This is a genomic window from Bradyrhizobium retamae (genome assembly GCF_001440415.1).
GTDB classification, from domain to species: Bacteria; Pseudomonadota; Alphaproteobacteria; order Rhizobiales; family Xanthobacteraceae; genus Bradyrhizobium; species Bradyrhizobium retamae.
In genome coordinates this window covers 31,828-55,722 of the sequence record NZ_LLYA01000124.1, presented here as the reverse complement: position 1 = coordinate 55,722, position 23,895 = coordinate 31,828, and the positions used below count along the sequence as shown (strand labels likewise).

Annotated in this window: 19 protein-coding genes; 9 read left to right on the top strand and 10 right to left on the bottom strand. The window is 64.2% G+C overall.

What is annotated here, in order from left to right; genetic code table 11:
• Window positions 1–50: 50 nt before the first annotated feature.
• From CQ13_RS15510 to CQ13_RS15480, 7 genes are all read right to left on the bottom strand, one after another.
• Window positions 51–1,544 carry an HWE histidine kinase domain-containing protein gene (locus CQ13_RS15510; protein ID WP_082637492.1) on the bottom strand — a complete coding sequence of 498 codons (1,494 nt, stop codon included), beginning with the start codon at window positions 1,542–1,544 and terminating at the stop codon, window positions 51–53.
• A 16-nt stretch (window positions 1,545–1,560) separates the two neighbouring features.
• Window positions 1,561–7,851: a HAMP domain-containing protein gene (locus tag CQ13_RS15505; RefSeq protein WP_057843731.1), complete on the bottom strand. Its 6,291-nt coding sequence runs from the start codon at window positions 7,849–7,851 to the stop codon at window positions 1,561–1,563.
• A 259-nt stretch (window positions 7,852–8,110) separates the two neighbouring features.
• Window positions 8,111–9,229: a branched-chain amino acid ABC transporter substrate-binding protein gene (locus tag CQ13_RS15500; protein WP_057843730.1), complete on the bottom strand. Its 1,119-nt coding sequence runs from the start codon at window positions 9,227–9,229 to the stop codon at window positions 8,111–8,113.
• A gap of 181 nt (window positions 9,230–9,410) precedes the next feature.
• Window positions 9,411–10,145 carry an ABC transporter ATP-binding protein gene (locus tag CQ13_RS15495; protein ID WP_028349942.1) on the bottom strand — a complete coding sequence of 245 codons (735 nt, stop codon included), beginning with the start codon at window positions 10,143–10,145 and terminating at the stop codon, window positions 9,411–9,413.
• Between the two features lie 100 nt (window positions 10,146–10,245).
• Complete coding sequence (locus CQ13_RS15490) at window positions 10,246–11,079, bottom strand: ABC transporter ATP-binding protein (protein ID WP_057843729.1); 834 nt, start codon at window positions 11,077–11,079, stop codon at window positions 10,246–10,248.
• Complete coding sequence (livM, locus tag CQ13_RS15485; protein ID WP_057843728.1) at window positions 11,076–12,410, bottom strand: high-affinity branched-chain amino acid ABC transporter permease LivM; 1,335 nt, start codon at window positions 12,408–12,410, stop codon at window positions 11,076–11,078. Before livM ends, CQ13_RS15490 begins: the two co-directional genes overlap by 4 nt.
• On the bottom strand, window positions 12,410–13,327 hold the full coding sequence (locus CQ13_RS15480) for an ABC transporter permease subunit (RefSeq protein ID WP_057843727.1): 918 nt from the start codon (window positions 13,325–13,327) through the stop codon (window positions 12,410–12,412). The genes livM and CQ13_RS15480 overlap by 1 nt, the downstream gene beginning before the upstream one ends.
• A 274-nt stretch (window positions 13,328–13,601) precedes the next feature.
• Between CQ13_RS15480 and CQ13_RS44435 the strand changes: the two genes are divergently transcribed.
• Window positions 13,602–13,763, top strand: a complete 162-nt coding sequence (locus tag CQ13_RS44435; protein WP_197427346.1) for a hypothetical protein — start codon at window positions 13,602–13,604, stop codon at window positions 13,761–13,763.
• A gap of 201 nt (window positions 13,764–13,964) precedes the next feature.
• On the opposite strand, the gene CQ13_RS15475 is transcribed toward CQ13_RS44435, so the two are convergent.
• The 3 genes from CQ13_RS15475 to CQ13_RS15465 all read right to left on the bottom strand — a co-directional run bounded on the left by CQ13_RS15475 (window position 13,965) and on the right by CQ13_RS15465 (window position 16,626).
• Window positions 13,965–14,357 (bottom strand): carboxymuconolactone decarboxylase family protein, encoded by a 393-nt coding sequence (locus CQ13_RS15475; RefSeq protein WP_057843726.1) that lies wholly within the window; start codon window positions 14,355–14,357, stop codon window positions 13,965–13,967.
• 113 nt (window positions 14,358–14,470) lie between these two features.
• The gene (gene pcaD / locus CQ13_RS15470; RefSeq protein ID WP_057843725.1) at window positions 14,471–15,253 is read right to left on the bottom strand and encodes a 3-oxoadipate enol-lactonase; all 783 of its coding nucleotides are present in this window, start codon (window positions 15,251–15,253) and stop codon (window positions 14,471–14,473) included.
• 17 nt (window positions 15,254–15,270) lie between these two features.
• Window positions 15,271–16,626, bottom strand: coding sequence for a 3-carboxy-cis,cis-muconate cycloisomerase (locus tag CQ13_RS15465; RefSeq protein ID WP_057843724.1), 1,356 nt, complete (start codon window positions 16,624–16,626; stop codon window positions 15,271–15,273).
• Between the two features lie 167 nt (window positions 16,627–16,793).
• On the opposite strand from CQ13_RS15465, the gene CQ13_RS15460 reads away from it, so the two are divergent.
• The 8 genes from CQ13_RS15460 to CQ13_RS15425 all read left to right on the top strand — a co-directional run bounded on the left by CQ13_RS15460 (window position 16,794) and on the right by CQ13_RS15425 (window position 23,674).
• Window positions 16,794–17,240: an SRPBCC family protein gene (locus CQ13_RS15460; RefSeq protein WP_057843723.1), complete on the top strand. Its 447-nt coding sequence runs from the start codon at window positions 16,794–16,796 to the stop codon at window positions 17,238–17,240.
• A 220-nt stretch (window positions 17,241–17,460) separates the two neighbouring features.
• Window positions 17,461–17,940, top strand: a complete 480-nt coding sequence (locus CQ13_RS15455; RefSeq protein ID WP_057843722.1) for a (2Fe-2S)-binding protein — start codon at window positions 17,461–17,463, stop codon at window positions 17,938–17,940.
• Between the two features lie 69 nt (window positions 17,941–18,009).
• Window positions 18,010–18,813: an FAD binding domain-containing protein gene (locus CQ13_RS15450; protein ID WP_057843721.1), complete on the top strand. Its 804-nt coding sequence runs from the start codon at window positions 18,010–18,012 to the stop codon at window positions 18,811–18,813.
• 49 nt (window positions 18,814–18,862) lie between these two features.
• Window positions 18,863–19,768 carry an AAA family ATPase gene (locus CQ13_RS15445; protein ID WP_057843720.1) on the top strand — a complete coding sequence of 302 codons (906 nt, stop codon included), beginning with the start codon at window positions 18,863–18,865 and terminating at the stop codon, window positions 19,766–19,768.
• Between the two features lie 60 nt (window positions 19,769–19,828).
• A complete protein-coding gene (locus CQ13_RS15440) occupies window positions 19,829–21,031 on the top strand; it encodes a vWA domain-containing protein (RefSeq protein ID WP_197427345.1) in 1,203 nt (400 codons plus the stop codon).
• A gap of 11 nt (window positions 21,032–21,042) precedes the next feature.
• The gene (locus CQ13_RS15435) at window positions 21,043–21,372 is read left to right on the top strand and encodes an XdhC family protein (RefSeq protein WP_025589337.1); all 330 of its coding nucleotides are present in this window, start codon (window positions 21,043–21,045) and stop codon (window positions 21,370–21,372) included.
• Window positions 21,369–22,073, top strand: coding sequence for an XdhC family protein (locus CQ13_RS15430; RefSeq protein ID WP_057843719.1), 705 nt, complete (start codon window positions 21,369–21,371; stop codon window positions 22,071–22,073). Before CQ13_RS15435 ends, CQ13_RS15430 begins: the two co-directional genes overlap by 4 nt.
• Window positions 22,070–23,674, top strand: coding sequence for an NTP transferase domain-containing protein (locus CQ13_RS15425; RefSeq protein WP_057843718.1), 1,605 nt, complete (start codon window positions 22,070–22,072; stop codon window positions 23,672–23,674). The genes CQ13_RS15430 and CQ13_RS15425 overlap by 4 nt, the downstream gene beginning before the upstream one ends.
• The last annotated feature ends 221 nt before the right edge of the window (window positions 23,675–23,895 follow it).

Below are 23,895 nucleotides of genomic sequence, written 5' to 3'. Positions count from 1 at the left end.
GCGGCCCGGCCGCAGGGCGCTGTCGTTCCGGGGGCAGCGCTCTAGCAGTCTTACCGCTCGGCGCGTCGCAGACCATTGCCATCGAGGGCAGCCTCGATGAGCGAAACCGGATCGGCGCCAAACTGCCGTTGCGACAACGGAACCGACAGGCGGCAAACGAGACCTTCCGGGCGCCAGTCGAATTCCGCGCGGCCACCAAGTTGCGACTCGATGCTGGCGATGACGCTTCTGGTTCCGAACCCTCGCGACACCGGCTTCTCGACATGTGGCCCGCCAGTCTCCGACCATATGATCTTGAGAAGGCCCGCCTGATCCTCCCAACACACCGACAGCCGGCCCGACAGCGCAGACAGCGCGCCGTACTTCGCCGAATTGGTGACGAGCTCGTGCAGTGCCAGCGCAACCGTCTGAGCCGTCGCCGGCTCGAGATGGATCTCCGGGCCGGACAAGTCGATCTGGTCGCCGGTGGAGTAGGGCGCCAGCTCCTCATCGATCAGTTTGCGTATTTCGGCGCCCTGCCAGCTCGAGAGCGAGAGCACGGTGTGCACGCGCGCAAGCGCATTGATCCGTCCTTCGACGGAACGGACGTAGCTCTTCACATTGTCGCCGCGCGTCAATCGGACGATGGATTGCGCGAGTGCCAGCGCGTTCTTGGCGCGGTGGTCGACCTCCCGCGCCAGCAGGCTTTGCCGCTCCTCGGCCTGCTTGCGTTCGGTGATGTCGACGGTGACGCCGCTGACGCGGATGACGCGGCCGCCCTTGTCGGTGCTTGCCGCCGCCGTTCCCGCGCACCAGCGCACCTCGCCATTCGGCCGGATGATGCGGAATTCCGCTTCGTATGATTTCGCGCCCCGGGCGAAGCTGGCCCACGCCTCGTGCAATTCATGAACGTCGTCAGGGTGAAGCAGCGCCTGGATATTGGCCGGCGTCAGTTCGAACTTGCCGGGATCGACGCCGAGGATCTGATACTGGCCTTCGTCCCACATAAAGTCGCCATTGACCCAGTCCCAGTCCCAGGAGCCCATCTTGCCGGCCGCGATCGCCAGACTGCGGCGCTGCTCGCTTTCCAGAAGCCTGGCGTGCGATTCCTCGAGTTCGGCGGTGCGCGCGCGAACCCGGTCCTCGAGTTCGACGTTGAGCCGTTCGAGCTGGCGCGTTTTGCGATAGAGCTCCGCGAACACCTTGATCTTGGCGCGCAACACTTCGGGCACCACAGGCACCGGAACGTAGTCGACCGCGCCCATCTCATAGCCGCGCAGCCGGTCGATGTCGCTGACCTGGATCGCGGAGATGAAGATCATCGCCGTCTTCTGGAAGCGGGGATGTTCGCGGATCATGGCGGCGAGCTCGAACCCGTCGAGTTCCGGCATGCAGACATCGACCAGGATGATGGCAACATCGTTCTTGAGCAGGAATTCGAGCGCTTCGCGCCCGGACGAGGCCTTGACCAGGTTCTCGCCGAGTTCTTTCAGGATGACCTCATAGGCGAGCAGCTTCGCCGGCTGATCGTCAACCAGAAGAATGTTTACCTTCTCTTGATCCATCATCTGCTTACGCCGATCAGCGGTGTAACCACATTCGGATGGCGAGCAGCAACTGCTCGGTATTGACGGGTTTGGCGAGATAGTCCGAAGCGCCGGCTTCGAGGCATTTCTCGCGGTCGCCCTTCATCGCCTTGGCGGTCAGCGCAATGATCGGCAGGCGGCTGAAGGACGGATTTTCGCGGATGACACCGATGGTCTGATATCCGTCCATCTGCGGCATCATGATATCCATCAGCACGATTGCGATATTTGGATTTGATTCGACCAGAGCGATGGCCTCGTGGCCCGTCGTCGCGGTCAGCACCTTCATCCCGCGCCGCTCGAGAACGCTTGATAGCGCGAAAATGTTGCGGGCGTCGTCGTCAACCAGAAGCGCGGTCTTGCCAACAAGATCCTCATCGGAGCTATTGAGCTTTTCGAGCATTCTCTGCTTCTCGACGGGCAATTCCGTGATCACACGGTGCAAAAACAGCGACGTTTCGTCGAGCAGGCGTTCCGGCGATTCGACGCCTTTCACCACGATGCTTCTCGCCATGGTGTGAAGTTCCGCATCCTCCTCGGCCGAAAGTTCCCGGCCCGTGAACACCACGACCGGCACGTTCGATAGAGTTTCGTCTTTGCGAAGCCGGTCAAGCACCTCGAACCCGCTCATGTCAGGCAATCGCAGATCGAGCACGACACAGTCGCAGGGCTGGTTCCGCAACGTCGACAAGGCATCGGCGCCAGTGTCGGCGGTGAGGATCTCGATGTCGTCATGGCCGAGCAACTCGGTGATGCTCATCTGCTCTGCGGCATTGTCCTCCACGATCAGCAGGCGCTTGCGGCGGGGCTTGGCGTATTCCTTGATCTGCGACAGCGCCGCGCTGACGCCCTCGGTCGTCGTCGGCTTGTTTACGAAGGAAAACGCGCCGCGCGCCAGCGCATGCTGGCGGTCTTCGTCGAGCGTGATGATCTGCACCGGAATGTGCCGCGTCAGCGGACTGTGCTTGAGTTGGCTCAGCACGGTCCAGCCCAGCATGTCAGGCAGGAATACGTCGAGTGAAACCGCTGTCGGCTGGAACTGCTTGGCGAGCTCGAGCGCTTCGGCGCCGCGGCTCGCGACCAGCACCTTGAAGCCCTTGTCGCGGGCCAGATCGATCAGCACCCGCGCATAATGCGGATCGTCCTCGACGATCAGGAGGATGTTGTCCCCCGGCGCGAGATCGAGACGGTCGTCCGGCAATTGCTCGACGACCCGCTCCTGCGTCGAGGTGGCTTGCAGCGCTGGCACGGGCGTGAATGGTGACGGAGCGGCGATGCGCGGCGCGATCGTGGGGCCGGAATATTTCAGCGGCAGATAAAGCACGAAGGTGCTGCCCTTGCCGGGTGCGCTGCGCAGATGGATTTCGCCGCCGAGCAGGCTCGCGAGCTCGCGGCTGATCGCAAGGCCGAGACCGGTGCCGCCGTATTTCCGGCTGGTGCCGGCGTCCGCCTGCTGGAATGCTTCGAAGATCAGTTTCTGCTTCTCCAAGGGAATGCCGATGCCGGTATCCGTCACTTCGAAGGCGACGACGGCGGGGGCGTGATTGAGGATCGGGTGTTCGGCGCTCCAGCCGCCGACGGCGGCCGAAACGTTCAGCTTCACGCCGCCTTCCGCGGTGAACTTGAACGCGTTCGACAGCAGGTTCTTCAGCACCTGCTGCAGCCGCTTGGAGTCGGTGACCAGGCTGCGGGGAAGATTCTCGTCGACATTGATGTTGAACGAGAGGTGGCGGTTTTCGGCCTCGTGCTTGAACGGGCGGCCGACGGTCTCCAGCAGGCTCGACGTCAGGATTTCCTCGGCATCGACCGTCACCGTGCCGGATTCGATCTTCGACAGGTCGAGGATGTCGCTGATCAGGTTGAGAAGATCGGTGCCGGCGCCGTGGATGGTGCGGGCGAACTCGACCTGCTTCGGCGACAGATTGCCGTCGGGGTTTTCGGTGAGCTGCTGGCCGAGGATCAGGATGCTGTTGAGCGGCGTGCGCAGCTCGTGCGACATGTTGGCGAGGAATTCGGACTTGTACTTCGATGTCAGCGCAAGTTCCGTTGCTTTTTCCTCAAGCGCGCGTCGTGCTTGTTCGATTTCCTGGTTCTTGCGTTCCACCTCGACGTTGCGTTCGGCGAGCTGCTGGGCCTTCTGTTCGAGCTGTTCGTTGGTCTGCTGCAATTCCTTCTGCTGCGTCTGCAGTTCACCTGCGAGCTGCTGGGATTGCTTCAACAGGCCCTCGGTTTGCATCGTGGCCTCGATCGAGTTGAGCACGATGCCGATGCTGTCGGTCAATTGTTCGAGGAAGGTCATCTGCGACGTGGTGAACGGGCCGATCGAGGAAAGCTCGATCACGGCCTTCACCTGGTTCTCGAACAGCACCGGAAGCACGACGATATTCTTCGGGATCACGCGTAGCAGCGCCGAATTCACCGGCGCCGTATCGCTAGGGATGTCCGACACCAGCCGCTGGCGCTTGTCCATGGCGCATTGGCCGATCAATCCTTCGCCGAACTGAATGACTTGCGGATGCGGATGGGCACCGTCGCCGGCATAGGGGGAGAGCAGGCGCAATTGCGGCGTCTCGGCATTCTCCACCTGGTAGATCGCGCCCATATGCGCGTTGACGAGCGGCGCCAGTTCAGTCAACAGCAGCCGGCCGACGGTGGACAGTTCGCGCTGGCCCTGCAACATGTTGGTGAATCTTGCGAGGTTTGTCTTCAGCCAGTCCTGTTCGGTGTTCACCTGGGTGGTGAGCCGCAGGTTGCCGATCATCGTGTTGATGTTGTCTTTGAGTTCGGCCACTTCGCCGCGGGCGTCGACCTGAATCGAGCGGGTCAGGTCGCCCTTGGTCACGGCGGTTGCCACCTCGGCGATCGCGCGCACCTGCGAGGTCAGGTTGGCGGCGAGCAGGTTGACGTTGCCGGTGAGGTCCTTCCAGGTGCCGGCCGCGCCGGGCACGTTGGCCTGGCCGCCGAGCCGCCCCTCGACGCCGACTTCGCGCGCCACGCTGGTCACCTGATCGGCAAAGGTCGCGAGCGTCTCGGTCATGTTGTTGATGGTGTCGGCAAGGGCTGCGACTTCGCCCTTCGATTTCACCGTCAGGTTCTGCTTCAGGTCGCCGTTGGCGACCGCCGTCACCACCTTGACGATGCCGCGGACCTGTTCCGTCAAATTCGCCGCCATGAAGTTGACGGTGTCGGTGAGGTCCTTCCAGGTGCCGGCGACGCCCGGGACCTGCGCCTGACCGCCGAGCTTGCCCTCGGTGCCGACCTCGCGCGCCACGCGCGTCACTTCGCCGGCAAAGGCGTTGAGCTGGTCGACCATCGTGTTGATGGTGTTCTTCAGTTCGAGAATTTCGCCCTTCACGTCCACGGTGATCTTGCGCGACAGGTCGCCGCGCGCCACGGCGGTCGTGACTTCCGCGATGTTGCGGACCTGCGTGGTGAGGTTGGCCGCCAGCAGGTTGACGTTGTCGGTCAGGTCCTTCCAGGTGCCGCCGACGCCCGGCACCACGGCCTGGCCGCCGAGCCGCCCCTCGGTGCCGACCTCGCGCGCCACGCGCGTCACTTCGGCCGCGAAGGAGCGTAGCTGCTCGACCATCGTATTGAGGGTGTCCTTCAGCAGCAGGATCTCGCCGCGGACGTCCACCGTGATCTTCTTGGAGAGGTCGCCGCCGGCGATCGCGGTCGCGACCTCGGCGATGTTGCGGACCTGTGCCGTCAGGTTCGAGGCCATGAAGTTGACGTTGTCGGTCAGGTCCTTCCAGGTGCCGGCGACTTCAGGCACCTGGGCCTGGCCGCCGAGCTTGCCTTCGGTACCGACCTCGCGCGCCACGCGCGTCACTTCCGAGGCGAAGGCGTTGAGCTGGTCCACCATCGTGTTGACGGTGTTCTTCAGTTCGAGAATCTCGCCCTTGACGTCGACCGTGATCTTCTTCGACAGGTCGCCCTTCGCCACCGCCGTGGTCACCTCGGCGATGTTGCGGACCTGGCCGGTCAGGTTGCCGGCCATCGAGTTGACGTTGTCGGTGAGGTCCTTCCAGGTGCCGGCGACACCGGGCACGTTGGCCTGGCCGCCGAGCCGCCCCTCGGTACCGACCTCGCGAGCCACGCGGGTCACTTCGCCCGCAAAGCGGTTGAGCTGGTCGACCATCGTGTTCAGCGTTTCCTTGAGCTGCAGGATTTCGCCGCGCACGTCGACCGTGATTTTTCGCGAGAGGTCGCCGCCGGCAATCGCGGTCGCCACTTCCGCGATGTTGCGCACCTGCGCGGTGAGGTTGCCCGCCATCGAATTCACGGAGTCGGTGAGGTCCTTCCAGGTGCCGGCGACGCCGGTCACCTGGGCCTGGCCGCCGAGCTTTCCGTCGGTGCCGACCTCGCGCGCCACGCGCGTCACTTCGGATGCAAAGGCGTTGAGCTGGTCGACCATCGTGTTGAGCGTTTCCTTCAACTGAAGGATTTCGCCCGAGACGTTCACGGTGATCTTCTTCGACAGGTCGCCCTTGGCCACCGCGGTCGCGACCTCGGCGATGTTGCGGACCTGGCCGGTGAGATTGCTGGCCATCGAGTTGACGCTGTCGGTGAGATCCTTCCACGTGCCGGCGACGCCGCGCACCAGCGCCTGGCCGCCGAGCTTGCCTTCGGTGCCGACTTCGCGGGCCACGCGCGTCACTTCGCCGGCAAAGGCGTTGAGCTGGTCCACCATGGTATTGATGGTGTCCTTCAGCTCCAGAATTTCGCCGCGGACGTCCACCGTGATCTTTTTCGACAGGTCGCCATTGGCGACCGCGGTCGTCACCTCGGCGATGTTGCGGACCTGCGCCGTCAGGTTGGAGGCCATCGAGTTGACGCTTTCAGTGAGGTCCTTCCAGGTGCCGGCGACGCCGAGCACGTTGGCCTGACCGCCGAGCCGTCCCTCGGTGCCGACTTCGCGCGCCACGCGCGTCACTTCGCCGGCAAAGGCATTGAGCTGGTCGACCATGGTGTTGAGCGTTTCCTTCAACTGAAGGATTTCGCCCGAGACGTTCACGGTGATCTTCTTGGAAAGGTCGCCGCCGGCGATGGCGGTCGCGACATCGGCGATGTTGCGGACCTGCGCCGTCAGGTTGGAGGCCATGAAGTTGACGTTGTCGGTGAGGTCCTTCCAGGTGCCGGCCACACCAGGCACTTGGGCCTGGCCGCCGAGCTTGCCTTCGGTGCCGACCTCGCGCGCCACGCGCGTCACTTCTGATGCGAACGAGTTGAGCTGGTCGACCATCGTGTTGATGGTGTCCTTCAGCTCGAGGATTTCGCCGCGGACGTCGACCGTGATCTTGCGCGAGAGGTCGCCGCGGGCGACAGCGGTAGTGACGTTGGCGATGTTGCGGACCTGTGCGGTGAGGTTGCCGCACATCGCGTTGACGGAATCGGTCAGATCCTTCCAGGTGCCGGCGACGCCGGGAACGATCGCCTGGCCGCCGAGCTTGCCGTCGGTGCCGACTTCGCGGGCTACGCGCGTCACTTCGGAAGCGAAGGAGCGGAGCTGGTCGACCATCGTGTTGATGGCTTCCTTGAGCTGCAGGATCTCGCCGCGGACGTCGACCGTGATCTTCTTCGACAGGTCGCCATTGGCGACCGCAATGGTCACCTCGGCGATGTTGCGGACCTGGCCGGTGAGGTTGTTGGCCATCGAGTTGACGCTCTCGGTCAGATCTTTCCAGACGCCGGTCACTTCCGGCACCTGGGCCTGGCCGCCGAGCTTGCCCTCGGTGCCGACTTCGCGCGCCACGCGCGTCACTTCCGAGGTGAACACGCCAAGCTGCTTGATCATCGTGTTGACGATGGTGGCAGACTGCAGAAATTCGCCGCCCAGCGGGCGGCCGTCGACGTCGAGTTGCACGGTCTGCAGCAGATCGCCCTGTGCCACCGCGGCGACCGCGCGCGTGACTTCGCGGGTTGGCCACAGCAGGTCGTCGATCAGCGTGTTGACCGAGCCTTCCATGTCCGCCCACGAGCCGCTCGTGAGGTCGAACTTGACGCGCTGGCGCGTCTTGCCTTCGCGGCCGACTACCTGGCCGACGTGCTCCAGTTGCTGCGCCATTCGCTGGTTGGAGGCGACGATTTCGTTGAAGGTGTCGGCAATCTTGCCCTCGATGCCGAGATGATCGCCGGTCATGCGTACCGAGAAATCGCCGGCGCGCATTGCCTGCAATGCGTGCAAAAGATCTTGCATCGGATCGGACGTGCCGTTGGCGGGAGGTGGCTTGGGTTTGGCGACCCGGCGAGCGGAGGGAGATGCTCCAGGGGAAAGATCACTCATGGTGTCTCCTCGGCCAGTTCGCAAAATCTCATTGGCTGAGATGCAATTTCACGAATAGACCCGCTGCCCCGCGGCAGATCAAGTTGGAATAACGGTTTAGGTCGTGAAATCAATGACATGGAACTCAGCCCCAACCCTCCACAATGCCGCGGGAACCCAATCGTTCCAGCCGGTTAAAAATTATTTGGAACCGAAAATAAAAACGCCCCGGTAGGCCGGGGCGTTTTGATGTTGTGATCGCCGCCGATCGACGAAGGGATCAGGAGCCCTTCGGATTGATCTCGGTGTAGTTGCCCTTGGCGTCCCACTTGTAGACGACGTAGTCGATCACCTTGATGTCGCCCTTGGCATCGAAGCCCAGCTTGCCGAGCACGGTGTCCCATTCGCCGGCCTTGATGGTCTCCATGACCTTCTTCGGTTCGGTGGTCTTCGCCTTCGCCACGGCCTGCGACCAGACCTGCATCGCAGCGTAGGTGTAGAGGGTGTAGCCCTCGGGATCGATGTTCTTGCCTTTGAACTTCTCGACGATCGCCTTGGCGGTTGCCTTGTTGCGGGGGTCGGGACCGAAGGTGAACAGCGTGCCTTCGCCGGCCGGGCCCGTGATGGAGGCGAATTCCTTGTCGTTCAGGGCATCGCCCGCCATCAACACCGTCTTGAGACCCTGATCGCGCATCTGGCGCAGGATCAGACCGGCTTCCTGATGGTAGCCGCCGACAAACACCAGGTCGATGTTGTCGCGCTTCAGCCGCGACACGATCGAGTTAAAGTCCTTGTCGCCCTTGTTGTAGGACTCGAACATCTTCTCGGTGACGCCGGCCTTGTTGAGCGCCTTCTTAGTTTCGTCGGCAAGGCCCTTGCCGTAAGTCGTCTTGTCGTTGAGGATGGCGACGTTCTTGCCCTTGTAGTTCTTGACGATGTAGTCGGCGGCAACCAGGCCCTGCTGGTCGTCGCGGCCGCAGACGCGCGCCACGTTCCACAGCTTGCGCTCGGTGAACAACGGGTTGGTCGAGGCCGGGGTGATCTGCAGCACGTTGCCGTCGGCGTAGGCTTCCGACGCCGGGATCGACGACGACGAGCAGAAGTGACCGGCAACGAACGGGATTTTCGCGCTGGCGAATTTTTCCGCGATCGAGCGCGCCTGCTTCGGGTCGCAGGCATCGTCGCCGACCTGCAGCGCCAGCTTCTTGCCGAGCACGCCGCCGGCGGCGTTGATGTCGGCCACGAATTGTTCGGCACCGTTCTTCATCTGCCGGCCGAATGCGGATTCGCCGCCCGTCATCGGGCCCGCCACTGCGATGGAGATGTCCTGCGCCAGCGCCGTTGTCGACAGCGCCAGCGATGCGCCCAATGCCAGGCCGATGAGTTTCAGTGATTTCATGAGGTGTCCTCGCAGGTCAGTCGATTTCAGGAAGCACCCGGCAGGCCGGGTACCAAAATCACGCCTATTGTCGGCTGATTTTACGGCGAAGTCATCGGCAAATTTCGGGCAAATCCACGATCGGTTCGCCGCATCTTGCCGCAGCACGCAACCAAGGGTGCGCCGGGGGCGGGTGGGACCGCTACTCCCGGCGGCCGCCCTCCAGATAGGCGGCGCGGATTTCCGGCCGCTGCAGCAATTCGCTGCCGGTTCCGGACAGCGTGATCAGGCCGTTGACCATGACATAGCCGCGATGGGCCAATTTCAGCGCGTGGTTGGCGTTCTGCTCCACGATCAGCACGGTCAGGCCGTCCTGCCGGTTCAGGGTCCGGATCGCATCGAAAATCTGCCGCGCGATCAGGGGCGCCAGCCCCAGCGACGGCTCGTCCAGCATCAACAGGCGGGGCCGGCTCATCAGGGCCCGGCCGATCGCCAGCATCTGCTGCTCGCCGCCGGACAACGTGCCGCCGCGCTGGGTCATGCGTTCCTTGAGCCGCGGGAACAGCGCGAAGACGCGTTCCAGGCCGCTCGCCCGGTCGGCCTCGCTTGAGTCGGTGGCGTCGGCGCCCATCTGCAGGTTTTCCGCCACGCTCATGCGCGGGAAAATCCGGCGGCCTTCGGGCGACTGGGCAATCCGCAGCCGCGCAATCTCATGCGTCGGCACGCCGGTGATATCCCGGCCGTCGAACTCGATGCGGCCCGCGCGGGCACGGGGCCGGCCGAAGATCGTCATCATCAGCGTCGACTTGCCGGCGCCGTTGGCGCCGATCAGCGCGACGATCTCGCCGGCGTTGATGTCGAGGTCGACGCCCTTCAGCGCCTCGATCTTGCCGTAGGCCGCCCGCAGCGAGCGGATCGCGAGCAGGGGGTGAGTCATGACCCGCTCCCTTCTTCGCCCGGCGCGAGCCTGTCGGTTCTCCCTCCCCCTGGAAGGGACACCTTCCATGGGGTGGTGGGGGACTTGTCGCGCGGCTCGCTCACGTTCCGCTCTCCATCACCGCGATGGCTTCCTCCTCGTCGGCGCCGAGATAGGCCGCGATCACCTTGGGATCGTCGCGGATCTGGCGCGGCGTGCCTTCGGCGATCTTGACGCCGTGGTCCATCACCACGACGTGGTCGGAGATTTCCATCACCACGCTCATGTCGTGCTCGATCAAAAGGATCGAGGTGCCCTGGTCGGCGCGGATCGAGAGTAGCAATTCGCTCAAAGCAGCGCTTTCGCGCGCATTCAATCCCGCAGCCGGCTCGTCGAGGCAGAGCAGGGCGGGCTGGGTGCACATTGCGCGCGCGATCTCCAGGCGCCGCTGGTCGCCATAGGGCAGGTTGCCGGCGGCATCGTCGGCACGATCCAGAAGACCGATGCGCTCGAGCCAGGTCCGCGCCAGATCGATCGCGGCCTGTTCGGCGTGGTGCCAGGACGGCGCGCCGATCAGGCCAAGGAACGTCAATCCGGAGGCGCGCATCAGCGCGTTGTGCTGTGCGACCAGCAGGTTTTCCAGCGCCGTCATCCCGGGAAACAGGCGGATGTTCTGGAAGGTACGCGCGACCTTGGCCAGTTTGGCGATCCGGAAATCGTTCAGCCGCTCGAGCCGGATGGCGCGGCCATCGTCATGGGTAAGGCCGATGGCGCCCGAGGTCGGCTTGTAGAAGCCGGTGATGCAGTTGAACACCGTGGTCTTGCCGGCGCCGTTGGGGCCGATCAGCGCGGTGATCTCGCGCCGCTCGGCGTCGAAGGAGAGGTCGTTGACGGCGACGATGCCGCCGAAGCGCATCGATAGGCGATCAACGCAGAGAATCGGATCGCCGCTCATCCGTGTCCCTCCTTGACGAGGTCGGACGAGATCGCCTGGCTATGCTTGAGGAACACGGTCGGCGCGCGGTGGCCGACCAGGCCGCGCGGCCGCCAGATCATCAACAGCACCATCGCCATGCCGAACACCAGCATGCGGTATTGGTCGAACCCGCGAAACAGCTCGAAGCCGCCGATCATGGCGAGCGCCGCCAGCGCAACGCCAAGTTGGGAGCCCATGCCGCCGAGCACCACAATCGCCAGCACCAGCGCCGATTCGTGGAAAGTGAAGGATTCCGGGCTGATGAAGCCTTGTCGGGTCGCGAAGAACGCGCCGGCAAGACCGCCAAACAACGCGCCTGTTGCAAATGCCGTCAGCTTGGTCGTGGTGGTGTTGATGCCGAGCGCGCGGCAGGCGACTTCGTCTTCGCGCAACGCTTCCCAGGCGCGGCCGAGGGGCAGGCGGCGCAGGCGGATCGTGACCCAGTTGGTGAGCAGCGCCAGCGCCAGGATAATGTAAAACAGAAATACGATGCGGTGCGTCGGTGAGAATTCGATGCCGAGCAGGGCGGCAAGCCCGTCGTCGGCCGGCGTCAGCGGGATGCCGAACAGGGTGGGCCGGGGAATGCCGGTGACGCCGTTCGGGCCGCCGGTCAGGGTCTGCCAATTGATCAGGACGAGGCGGATGATCTCGCCGAAGGCCAGCGTCACGATGGCAAGATAGTCGCCGCGCAGCCGCAGCACAGGAAAGCCGAGCAGCACGCCCCAGAACGCCGCGAGGATGCCGGCGAGCGGCAGGCAGATCCAGAACGACAGCCCGAAATTGGTAGCCAGCAACGCATAGGAATAAGCGCCCACCGCATAGAACGCGACGTAGCCGAGGTCGAGCAGGCCGGCGAGGCCGACCACCACGTTCAGCCCCCAGCCGAGCATGACGTAAGTCAGCACCAGGATGGCGAGGTCGAGAATATAGCGCTCGTTGTAGAAGAGGACCGGCACCAGGAACGTGAATACCAGCAGCACCGGCGCGACCAGGCGTCGGGCGAGCGATAGTGCGCTTTGCACCGAAGGCGGCACCACCCTGACGGTGTCGACCGGTCCCCACCAACGCCGCAGCAGCTCGACGAGGATGCTGCCGCCGAACACGGCCGCAACCATGACTGCGAGGTCGTCGAAGCGCGTCCAGTAGACCAATTGCCCCTGCGGGCCGGCCTCGGTGCGCACGCCGATCATCAGCGAAAACAGCACCAGCGCCACGAACGCGCTGATCAGCGCTTTCTTCAGGATGAAGGCGGCGCCAGGGGCGCGCGAGGTTTGGGCGGCGGGGGGTGCGCTCACGCTGCGGCCGTCCATCAGACTTTTTCGACTTCAGGCCGGCCGAGCAGGCCGGTCGGAAGGAAGATCAGGACCACGATCAGGATCGAGAACGCGGCGACGTCCTTGTATTCGACCGAGAAATAGGCCGACCACAGCGTCTCGATCAGGCCGATCAGGAGACCGCCGAGCATCGCCCCGGGGAGCGAGCCGATGCCGCCGAGCACGGCCGCGGTGAACGCCTTGATGCCGGCGACGAAGCCCATGAAAAAATCGACCAGCCCGTAATAGAGCAGGTACATCATGCCGGCCACCGCAGCGAGCGCAGCGCCAATCACGAACGTCATGGAAATGGTGCGGTCGACATCGACGCCGAGCAGCGACGCCATGGTCTGGTCCTGCGAGCAGGCGCGCATGTCGCGGCCGAGCCGCGTGCTCGATACCAGCCAGGTGAACAGCGCGAGCAGCACGATGGTGGTGACGACCACGATGATCTGGACGTTGGAAAGCTGCACGATAAAGCCTTCAGGGCCCTCGTGCAGGGTGTAGCCCCCGGTGATGATCGGCGGCACCGGCTTGACCCGGGCGCCCTGGGTGACCTGCGAATAATTGCTCAGCACGAATGACATGCCGATGGCGGAGAGCATCGGCGCCAGGCGGAACGAGTGTCGCAGCGGCCGGTAGGCGATGCGCTCCACCGTCCAGCCATAAAGTGCCGTGATCGCCATCGACACCAGCAGCACGACCAGCAGGATCAGCGGGATGGCGGTAAGCCCGAACGAGACCAGGATCAGGAAGGTGATCAGGGCGATGAAGCCGCCGATCATGAAAATATCGCCATGGGCGAAATTGATCATGCCGACGATGCCGTAGACCATGGTGTAGCCGATGGCGATCAAGCCGTAGATCGAGCCGAGCACGAGGCCGTTGATCAGTTGCTGGGCGAAATAATCCATGCGCTGCCGTTTTTTGTATGAGGACGCGGCGAGAGCTCCGGCAGCCCATGACGACGCGTCGTGGCATTTTCTAACAGTGGGAACCGGGGGCGGCAACAGCGCCGGCTGCGGCTTATTTGGCTTGTACAGAGCTAGTTTTTGCGCAGGCGGTTCCGGCGCCACACTCCGGACACGGCATTGCCTTTCACGATCCCACCGGAACCGCTGTTCCGCTGCAACCGACGCCGCGGCTCTCCGTTAGTTCCGGCTACGTCTCAACAACGGAGATCCCTCAATGAGTAAGATGAACCAGAACCCGGGTCAGCAGAACCAGAACCCGGGTCAGAAGCCCGGTCAGCAGCAGCAGGGCGGCGGTCAGAAGTCGGGCCAGCAGCAGCAGGATCCGGGCCGTCAGGGTCAGAAACCGAGTCAGGATCCACGGCAGATGCCAGAGTAGAAGGGCATGCCAGGACAGAAAAAGGCCCCGCCGAGAAGGTGGGGCTTTTCTTTTTGTGCGTTGCCAACTTCATGTCCCGGACGCGGCGCAGCGCCCCCTGGCGGTGGGCCGCAGAGCCGGGACCCGCTTTGGTCCCGGCTCTACGTCGCGTCAGTTCGTGCCGCGTCCGGGACATGAAGCCCGGGCTGACGTAGCGCCCAGCTAGGTCTTCAGCAGACCTAGTTCGGCGATGATCGCGTTCGCCTCCTTGACGGCGTGGTTGGCTGCCGGCACGCCGCAATAGATCGCCTGCTGCAGCAGGATTTCCTTGATGTCGTCGGGCGTGAAGCCGCCCTCAGTGAGCGCCGCGCGCACATGCAGGCGGAATTCATCCCACTGTCCCAGCGCCACCATGGTGCCGATCACGAGCACGCGGCGGGTGCGGTGGTCGAAATGCGGCCGGGTCCAGATGTCGCCCCAGGCATACCGGGTGATCAGGTCCTGAAAATCGGTATTGAACGCGTTGCGGTTCTTGATCGACTTGTCGACCCATTCATCGCCGAGCACCTTGCGGCGCTGGGCCATGCCGTCGTCGCGGCGTTGGTTGTCGTCCATTGGCACCCTCTCTCTGTCATTGCGAGGAGCGAAGCGACGAAGCAATCCATGTCTGCGCAGGCGGTGAAATGGATTGCTTCCTTCGCTCGCAATGACGCCCTGGGTTGAATTAACTACCGTTGCGTCAGGAAGCCGATCGCCGCGTCGGTGAAGGCGTGCGGCTGCTCGACATTCGAAATGTGCGCGGCATCGAGGATGGTCATGCTCGCGCCGGGAATCCGGCTGCGCATGAATTCGGCATCCGCGACCGTCGTCGACATGTCGTGGCGGCCGGCGATCACCAGCGTCGGGCTCTTGATCTTGGGCAGCAGTTCGCGCTGGTCGAGCGTCGACAGCGCCTCGCAGCAGGCGATGTAGCCCTCGACCGGCGTGGCCAGCATCATCGCCTTCATGTTGGCGGTGATCTGCGGCTCGCGCTCGCGAAAGTCCGCCGTCAGCCAGCCGGCAATCACGGTATCGGCCACCGCGGCGATGCCGCCTTCCTTCACCGCCTTGATGCGCTCGTGCCAGCGCGTCGGGTCCGGGTAATAGCAGGTGGTATTGGACAGGATGATCTTGCCGAACCTGTCAGGCGCGTTGGCGCCCAGCCATTGCCCGACCATGCCGCCCATCGACAGGCCGCACCAATGCGTCCGCGCGATGTTGAGATCGTCGAGGATCGCGAGCACGTCGCGGCCGAATCGTTCCAGCGAGTAGGGACCGCGCGGCACGCTCGACTTGCCATGGCCGCGCCGGTCGTAGCGGATGACGCGGAACACCTGGGTGAGTGCCTTCATCTGCGGCTCCCACATCTGCATGGTCGAGCCCAGCGAGTTCGACAGCATCAGCGTCGGTCCGCCGTCGCGGCCTTCGACGGATACGTTGAGCAGGCAACCGTCGGCGTTGATCATCGGCATGGCAGTTCTCCGGCTTCTTATTTGTCGTCCAGCGAAGCGAGCAGGCGGTCGATCAGGGCTTGCGAGGCGCCCTGATAGGCCATCGGCTCGAACAGTTTTGCAATCGTGTCGGCATCAAGCTGTGCGGTGACGTTCGCGTCCTCCAGCAGCACATCGCGTAGATGTTTCTTGTCCTTGACTGCCTTCCTGCTGGCAGCCTCGACCAGATGATGCGCGTCGCTCTTGCCGATCTTTTCGGCCAATGCCATCGCCACCGCTTCCGCCATGATCAGCCCGTCGGTCGCGTCGAGATTGGCGCGCATCCGCGCGGCATCGACTTCGAGTCCTTCCGCGATGTCCACAATGGCTGCAAGCGCACCCGAGGTGACGAGCAATAACGTCGGCAGCGTCGGCCATTCCGCGTGCCAGGGGCCGGCGCTGCGCTCGTGATCCTGCACTTGCGCGGCAAATATCGTCGCTGCGAGGTTGGGCGCCATAGTGGCTGCCGCGAGCGCGCTGGCTGCCGCCACCGGATTGCGCTTGTGCGGCATGGTGGAAGAGCCGCCGCGGCCTTCGCCCGAGGGTTCGAACGCTTCGCCGACATCGGTCTGCATCATTAAGGAGACATCGCGCGCGATCTTGCCGCAGGTGCCGGCGATGATGGCCAATACAGAAGCAGCTTCAGCGATGCGGTCGCGGTGGGTGTGCCAGGGCGCGTCCGGTAGCGGCAGCTTCAGTTCCTCGGCCAGTTTTTCCGCGACTGCTAATCCCTTGTCTCCAAGGGCTGCGAGTGTGCCGGCGGCGCCGCCGAATTGCAGGGCCAGTGCCTGGCTGCGCACGCGCTGCAGGCGCAGCTTCGAGCGATGCAATGCAGCGGCATATTCGGCGAGCTTCAGTCCGAACGGCATCGGCAGCGCATGCTGCAGCCAGGTGCGGGCGACCACCGGGGTGTGGCGGTGCCGTCGCGCCAGTCCGGCAAAGCCTGCGATCGCGCGATCGATGTCGGCGAGCAGCGCATCGGTGCCGGCACGAAGACCGAGCATGGCGGCGGTGTCGATGACGTCCTGGCTGGTCGCGCCCCAGTGCACATAGCGTGCGGCCGCCGCGTCCGATTTGGCGACATTTGCGGTCAGCGCCTTGACCAGGGGGATGGCGAGGTTGCCAGCATTGGTCGCTGCCTCGGCCAATGCGGCGATGTCGAATGATTCGGCCCGGCACGCGCTGGAAATCGGGTCGGCCGCGCTTGCCGGAATCACCCCGGCTGCGGCCTCGGCGCGCGCCAGCGCCGCCTCGAAATCCAGCATGTTTTGCAGGCTCGCCATGTCGTCGCAGACGGCGCGCATCGCCGCGCTCGACAGCATCGGGGCAAGCAGGGGGGGGAGGGACGTGCTCATTGACGCGACCTAACCATTCCGGCCAGTCAATGCCAATGCCCCTTGTCGGGGTCGCGCCTGCTGCGGTTGCGAATATGCATCGCCCATCGCGTCGACGGCCTTCCTTTTGGCCCGGGCGTGCTTTACTTGGGAGCTATCAGGTTGACGCGATCCAGGAGGGCACCCCCATGGCCATGACGATGAACGGCGAAGTCCAGCTTGCGGCGTCGCGCGAGGCCGTGTGGGCCAAACTGAACGATCCGGAAGTGCTGAAGGCCTGCATTCCCGGCTGCGAGGAGCTGGAAAAGACGGAGGATAACGGCTTCCGCGCCATCGCCAAAATGAAGGTCGGGCCGGTCTCCGCCCGCTTCAAGGGCAAGGTCATGCTGAGCGATCTCGACCCGCCCAACGGCTACAAGATCTCCGGCGAAGGCGAGGGCGGCGTTGCCGGCTTCGCCAAGGGAGGCGCCACGGTGGCGCTGACCGAAAAGGATGGCGGCACACTCTTGAGCTACAACGTCGAAGCGCAGATCGGCGGCAAGCTGGCCCAGCTCGGACAGCGCCTGATCAACGGCGCGGCCAAGAAGCTGGCCGACGAATTCTTCACCAATTTCGGCAAGGCCGTGCAAGGCTGATTCTGACGACGCTGATTCTGACGAGGCTGATTCTGGCGAGTCCAATCCCGCGAGGCCCCCTCCGATAGCTCCGTCAAGTCACTCAGGCCATGCCCCAGAAGAGGGGCTCGTTGGGGCTCCTGAGGTTGCTCATTATCGGGATGGCCCATATTATGGGCTTTGGAATGACTATAAACGTCTGCGTTGCCCGCTTCGGCAGTGCGGCTCAAGAGAGTGGTTGATGGCCAAGATTTCCCTGATCGTGAACGGTAATCCCGTGAACGCCAACGTCGATCCCCGTACCCTTCTGGTCCAGTTTCTACGGGAAAATCTCCGGCTGACGGGCACCCATGTCGGCTGCGACACGTCGCAGTGCGGCGCCTGCGTCGTGCATCTCGACGGCAAGGCGGTCAAGTCCTGCACCACGCTCGCGGTGATGGCTGACGGCCATGAGGTCAAGACCATCGAGGGCCTGGCGCCCGACGGCGCGCCGCTGCACCCGATGCAGGAAGCGTTTCGCGAGCATCACGGATTGCAGTGCGGCTTTTGCACGCCTGGCATGATCATGACCGCGGTCGATCTGGTCAACCGCAAGGGCCACGACCTTGCGGACCATGTCATCCGCGAGGAGCTCGAAGGCAATCTGTGCCGCTGCACCGGCTATCAGAATATCGTGACCTCGATTGCCGCCGGCGCCAAGGCAATGGCCAAATCCGCTTAACCGACATGCCCGCTTAATCGACAAGTTCGCCTAATCGATTTCATCGCGAGTAGCGATCAGGAAGTTCTCATGTACGAATTCAAATATCATCGGCCGGCGACCGTGCGGCAGGCCGCCAATCTCCTGGTGAAGAACGAAGACGCCAAGGTGATCGCCGGCGGCCACACGCTGGTGCCGGTCATGAAGCAGCGGCTTGCCAGCCCGCCGCATCTGGTCGATCTGTCGCACATCGAAGGGCTCGATGCGATCGAGATGAAGGGCCGTTCGCTGGTGATCGGTGCGACCGCCAAGCATGCCGATGTCGCGACGTCGCCGATCGTCGGCGAAGCCATTCCGGCGCTCGCCGAACTCGCCGGCGGAATCGGCGACCCCGCAGTGCGCCATAAGGGCACGCTCGGCGGCTCGCTCGCCAATAACGACCCGACGGCGGATTATCCCGCCGCCGTTCTCGCGCTTGGCGCCACCATCGTCACCAACAAGCGCCGGCTGAAGGCGGAGGAATTCTTCCAGGGCCTGTTCACGACCGCGCTCGAAAGCGACGAGATCATCACCAAGGTGATGTTCCCGCTGCCGAAGAAGGCGGCTTACGTCAAATTCCGCAACCAGGCCTCGCGTTATGCGCTGGTCGGCGTGTTCGTCGCCAAGCGCCCGTCGGACGTGCGCGTTGCCGTCACCGGCGCCGGCTCTGAGGGCGTATTCCGCGCCACCCTGTTTGAGGAAGCGCTAAAGAAGCGTTTTTCGCACAAGGTGCTCGACGGCATTTCGGTATCGCCGGAGGGGCTGAACAGCGATCTCCACGGCAGCGCCGAATATCGCGCGCATCTGATCGGCGTGCTGACGCGCCGCGCCGTCGAAGCCGCGACGGCGAAGTAGGCTTGCCGGTTATTTTGCCGATTTCCGGCGCATCAAGATTGGCCATCGCATGAGTGCATCGGCGCTACCCAAATCCGTCGATGGGATGCTGGAGCTATTGACTTCGCGCGGCTATCTCGCGGAGCGGTCGCTCGCGACGGTCACCTATCTCTCGCTGCGCATGGGCCGGCCCTTGTTTCTCGAAGGCGAAGCCGGCGTCGGCAAGACCGAAATCGCAAAGGTCCTGTCGGCCGCACTTGGACGAAAGCTGATCCGCCTGCAATGCTACGAAGGCCTCGACGTCGCCTCCGCGGTGTACGAGTGGAGCAGCGCGGCGCAGATGATCGCGATCCGGCTGGCAGAGGCCGCCGGCGATACCGATCGCGAGCAATTGTCGTCAGATATCTTTGCCGAGCGGTTTCTGATCAAGCGCCCGCTGCTGCAGGCGTTGGAGCCGGACGTTGCCGGCGCGCCCGTGCTGCTGATCGACGAACTCGACCGCGCCGACGAGGCGTTCGAGGCGTATCTCCTCGAAATTCTCAGCGACTTCCAGGTCACGATTCCCGAATTCGGCACCATCAGGGCGCCGCATCCGCCGATTGTCATCATCACCTCGAACCGCACTCGAGAGATCCACGACGCGCTGAAGCGCCGCTGTCTCTATCATTGGGTGGATTACCCCGAAGCCGAGCGCGAGCTGGCGATCGTCAAGTCGCGCGTACCCGGCATTTCCGCAAAACTGTCGCAGCAGGTCGTTCACTTCGTGCAGGCGCTGCGCGATCAGGATTTTTACAAGTCGCCGGGCGTCGCCGAGACCATCGACTGGGCCACCGCGCTGACCGAGCTCGACGCCCGTTCGCTGACGCCACAACTGGTCGGCGACACGCTCGGCGCGCTGTTGAAGTACCAGGACGACATCGCGCGCATGCAGGGCGACACGCTGCAAAAGGTTTTGAAGGACGCGACAAGCGATTGACCCCGGCGTCATTCCGGGTTCACGCTTCGCGTGCTCGGAATGACGGAAGTGGACAGCGCGATGGCCATCGACCACCTCAATCCCCCGACCGGCCACATGGCCGACAATATCGTCGGCTTCGGCCGTGCACTGCGCGCTGCCGGCATTCCCGTGGGGCCTGGTGCCGTGATCGACGCCCTCGACGCGCTGCAGGCGATCGAGATCGGCAACCGTGCCGATGTCTACGCCACGCTGGAAGCGATCTTCGTCAAGCGCCACGAGCATATGCTGATCTTTGCCCAAGCCTTCGACCTGTTCTTCCGCGCCGCCGAGGACTGGAAGCACATGCTGGATTCGGTGCCGTTGCCCGATCACGCCAAAAAGAAGCCGCCGCCGGCCTCGCGCCGCGTGCAGGAGGCGTTGGCGCAGCCCTCGGCGCGCGATGAGCTACCGCAAGTCCAGGAGCAGGAACTGCGGCTGTCGGTCTCCGACAAGGAGATCCTGCAGAAGAAGGACTTTGCCCAGATGAGCGCGGCCGAGATCGCGGAAGTGACCCGCGCCATTGCGAATATGAAGCTGCCGCAGGCCGAGCTGCGCACCCGCCGCTATCAGCCCGATGCAAAAGGCCTGCGGCTCGACATGCGCCGAACCTTGCGCAGCAGTCTCCGCACCGGCGGCGAGATCATCGATATCCGAAAGCTCGGCCGGATCGAAAAGCCGGCGCCGATCGTGGCGCTGCTCGATATATCGGGCTCCATGAGCGAATATACCCGCCTGTTCCTGCATTTCCTCCATGCCATCACCGACGCGCGCAAGCGTGTCTCGGTGTTCCTGTTCGGCACGCGACTCACCAACGTGACGCGGGCGCTGCGGGCGCGCGATCCCGACGAAGCCTTGGCGAGCTGTTCGTCTTCGGTGGAAGACTGGGCCGGCGGCACCCGCATCGCTACCTCGCTGCACTCTTTCAACAAATTGTGGGGTCGCCGCGTGCTCGGGCAGGGCGCCATCGTGCTCTTGATCTCCGACGGGCTGGAGCGCGAGGCGGATGCCAAGCTCGCCTTCGAGATGGACCGGCTGCACCGGTCCTGCCGTCGCCTGATCTGGCTCAACCCGTTGCTGCGCTACAGCGCTTTCGAGGCCAAGGCGCAGGGCATCAAAATGATGCTGCCGCACGTTGACGAATTCCGCCCGGTGCATAACTTGACCTCGATGGAAGGGCTGATCGAGGCGCTTTCGGCGCCGCCTCCGCCGCACCACATGAGCCGCATCCGCTCAGCAGCTTGAAAGGGCATCCCATGCTCAATCGCGACGAAGACATTCTGCAGGCCGCCGAAAACTGGCAGAAGGCTGGTCACGGCGTGGCGCTGGCGACCGTGGTCGAGACCTGGGGCTCGGCGCCGAGACCGGCCGGCTCCAGCCTCGTCATCAACGATGACGGCACGTTTCTGGGCTCGGTCTCCGGCGGCTGCGTCGAGGGTGCGGTTGTTACCGAAGCGCTGGACGTGATCGCCAGCGGCAAGCCAAAAATGCTGGAGTTCGGCGTCGCCGACGAGACCGCCTGGAATGTCGGCCTGTCCTGCGGCGGCACCATCCGCGTGTTCGTCGAGAAGGTGGGCCAATCGTGAAACTGGAAACCCTCACTCAGGTCAATGCCGAGCGCGCCGCGCGCCACCCGGTCATCGTGGTGACCGACGTCGCCAATGGCGATCAGCGGTTGGTGAAGGCCAAGGACATCGCGACCGATCCCTTGAGCGCCGAGCTTTCAAAGCAGCTCCGCATGGGCAAGAGCGGCATGGTCGAGGCCGGCGGCAAGAAGCTGTTTTTCAATGTCTATGCGCCGACCGCACGACTTGTCATTGTCGGCGCAGTCCATATCAGCCAGGCGCTGGCGCCGCTCGCCCGCTCGCTTGACTACGACGTGACGGTGGTGGATCCGCGCACCGCGTTTGCAAGTCCCGAGCGCTTTCCCGATGTGCCGCTGATCGCGGAATGGCCTGATGTGGCGCTGCCGCCGCTCAACGTCGATCACTACACCGCGTTCGTCGCGCTGACCCATGATCCGAAGATCGACGATCCGGCGCTGCTGCACGCGTTTGAGCGCGACTGCTTCTATATCGGCGCGCTCGGCTCGCGAAAGACCCACGGCAAGCGCGCCGAGCGGCTGAAGGCGCAGGGCGCATCCGACGCCGACATTGCGCGCATCCATGCGCCGATCGGCCTTTCGATCGGCGCGGTGTCGCCCTCGGAGATCGCGGTCGCGATCATGGCCGAGATCACCGCCGAGCTGCGGCTGGCGAAAGAAACCGCGAAGGTGCAGGCGGCATGAAGTTCGGTCCCGCCAGTCCGGCCGATGCGATTGGCGGCGTCACCGTGCACACGCTGCGGCAGGGACCGCTGGTGCTGAAGAAAGGCACCACGATCGGGCCTGCCGAAGTCGAGGCGCTCGACAAGGCAGGTGTCAAGGAAATCGTCGTGGTGCGGCTGGAGGAGGGCGACGTCTCCGAAGACGAAGCCGCCGCCAGCATCGCGCAGGCCGTCGCGGGCGAGGGCGTCAATGTCGAGCGCGCCTTTACCGGCCGCGCCAATCTGTTCGCAGCACAGGCCGGCGTCTTGGTGGTCGACCGCGCCGCGGTCGACCGCATCAATGGCGTCGACGAAGCCATCACCTTCGCCACGCTGTCGGCCTTCAAGCCGGTGGTCGAAGGCGAGATGATCGCGACGGTAAAACTGATTCCGTTCGGGGTCGAGGCAAAGCTGCGCGATGCGGCCGTGGCCGCTGCAGGCCGCGATGTGCTGCGGATTGCGCCCTTCGTCATCAAGCGGGTCGGCGTGGTCTCAACGCTACTGCCAGGGCTCTCGCCAAAAGTCATCGACAAGACCCTGCGGGTGACGGCGGAGCGGCTGGCGCCTGCCGGTGCCAGCATCATTGCCGAGCGGCGCGTGCCGCATGACGAGGCGGCGCTGGCATCCTCGATCAGGGAATTGCTCGGCCTCGGCGCCGAGCTCGTCATCGTGTTCGGCGCGTCCGCGATCGCCGACCGCCGCGACGTGATTCCCGCCGCGATCAGCGAAATCGGCGGCGCAATCGAGCATTTCGGCATGCCGGTCGACCCCGGCAATCTGCTCCTGATCGGCAGCGCCGGCGGCGTGCCGGTGCTGGGCGCGCCGGGCTGCGCCCGCTCGCCGGTCGAAAACGGTTTTGACTGGGTGCTGATGCGGCTTCTCGCCGGGCTGAAGGTCACGCGCGCTGAAATCACCGGCCTCGGCGTCGGCGGCCTGTTGATGGAAATCGTCACGCGGCCGCAGCCGCGCACGGTTGCCGATACCGAAGCCAACCGCAACGTCACGGCCATCGTGCTTGCCGCCGGCCGCTCGACCCGCATGGGCGGTCCCAACAAGCTCTTGGCCGAAATCGACGGCAAGAAGCTGGTGCGCATCGTCGCCGAGCAGGCGCTGGCCTCGAAGGCAACGGATGTGATCGTCGTTACCGGCCACCAGGCCGAATTGGTCGAGCAGGCCTTGGCAGGCCTCAATGTAAACTTCGTCCGCAACCCGGATTTCGCCGGCGGGCTGGCCTCATCGGTGAAGGCCGGCATATCAGCGGTGCCCGACAGTGCCGACGGCGCCATCGTCTGCCTCGGCGACATGCCGCTGATCTCGGCAAAACTGATCGACCAGTTGATCGAGACGTTTGCGCCGGACCGCGGCCACCTGATCGCCGTCCCCGTCAGCGACGGCCGGAGGGGCAACCCCGTGCTGTGGTCGCGCCGCTTCTTCAAGGAGTTGATGACGCTGGACGGCGACGTCGGCGCCCGTCACCTGATCGCCAAGCACACTGAGGCCGTGGCCGAAGTGCCGGTCGAGGGAAACAGCGCGTTCCTCGATATCGACACGCCGCAGGCGCTGGAGGCGGCAAGACGGTCGTAAAGCAACCACCGCTGTCGTCCCGGCCCTTATGCGCAATTGCGCATCAGGAGCCGGGACCCATAACCACCGCTGCCGTTGTTGCGACGAGCTGGGGCCACAGCCTAGCCCCAACACGTCATCCTGTAGTTATGGGTCTCCAGGCGTTCGCCGGGACGACAGCGTGGATAGACTGACGCTTCCATTCTCAATCAACCGTTCACCAAGTGGAAACTCCCTCCGGC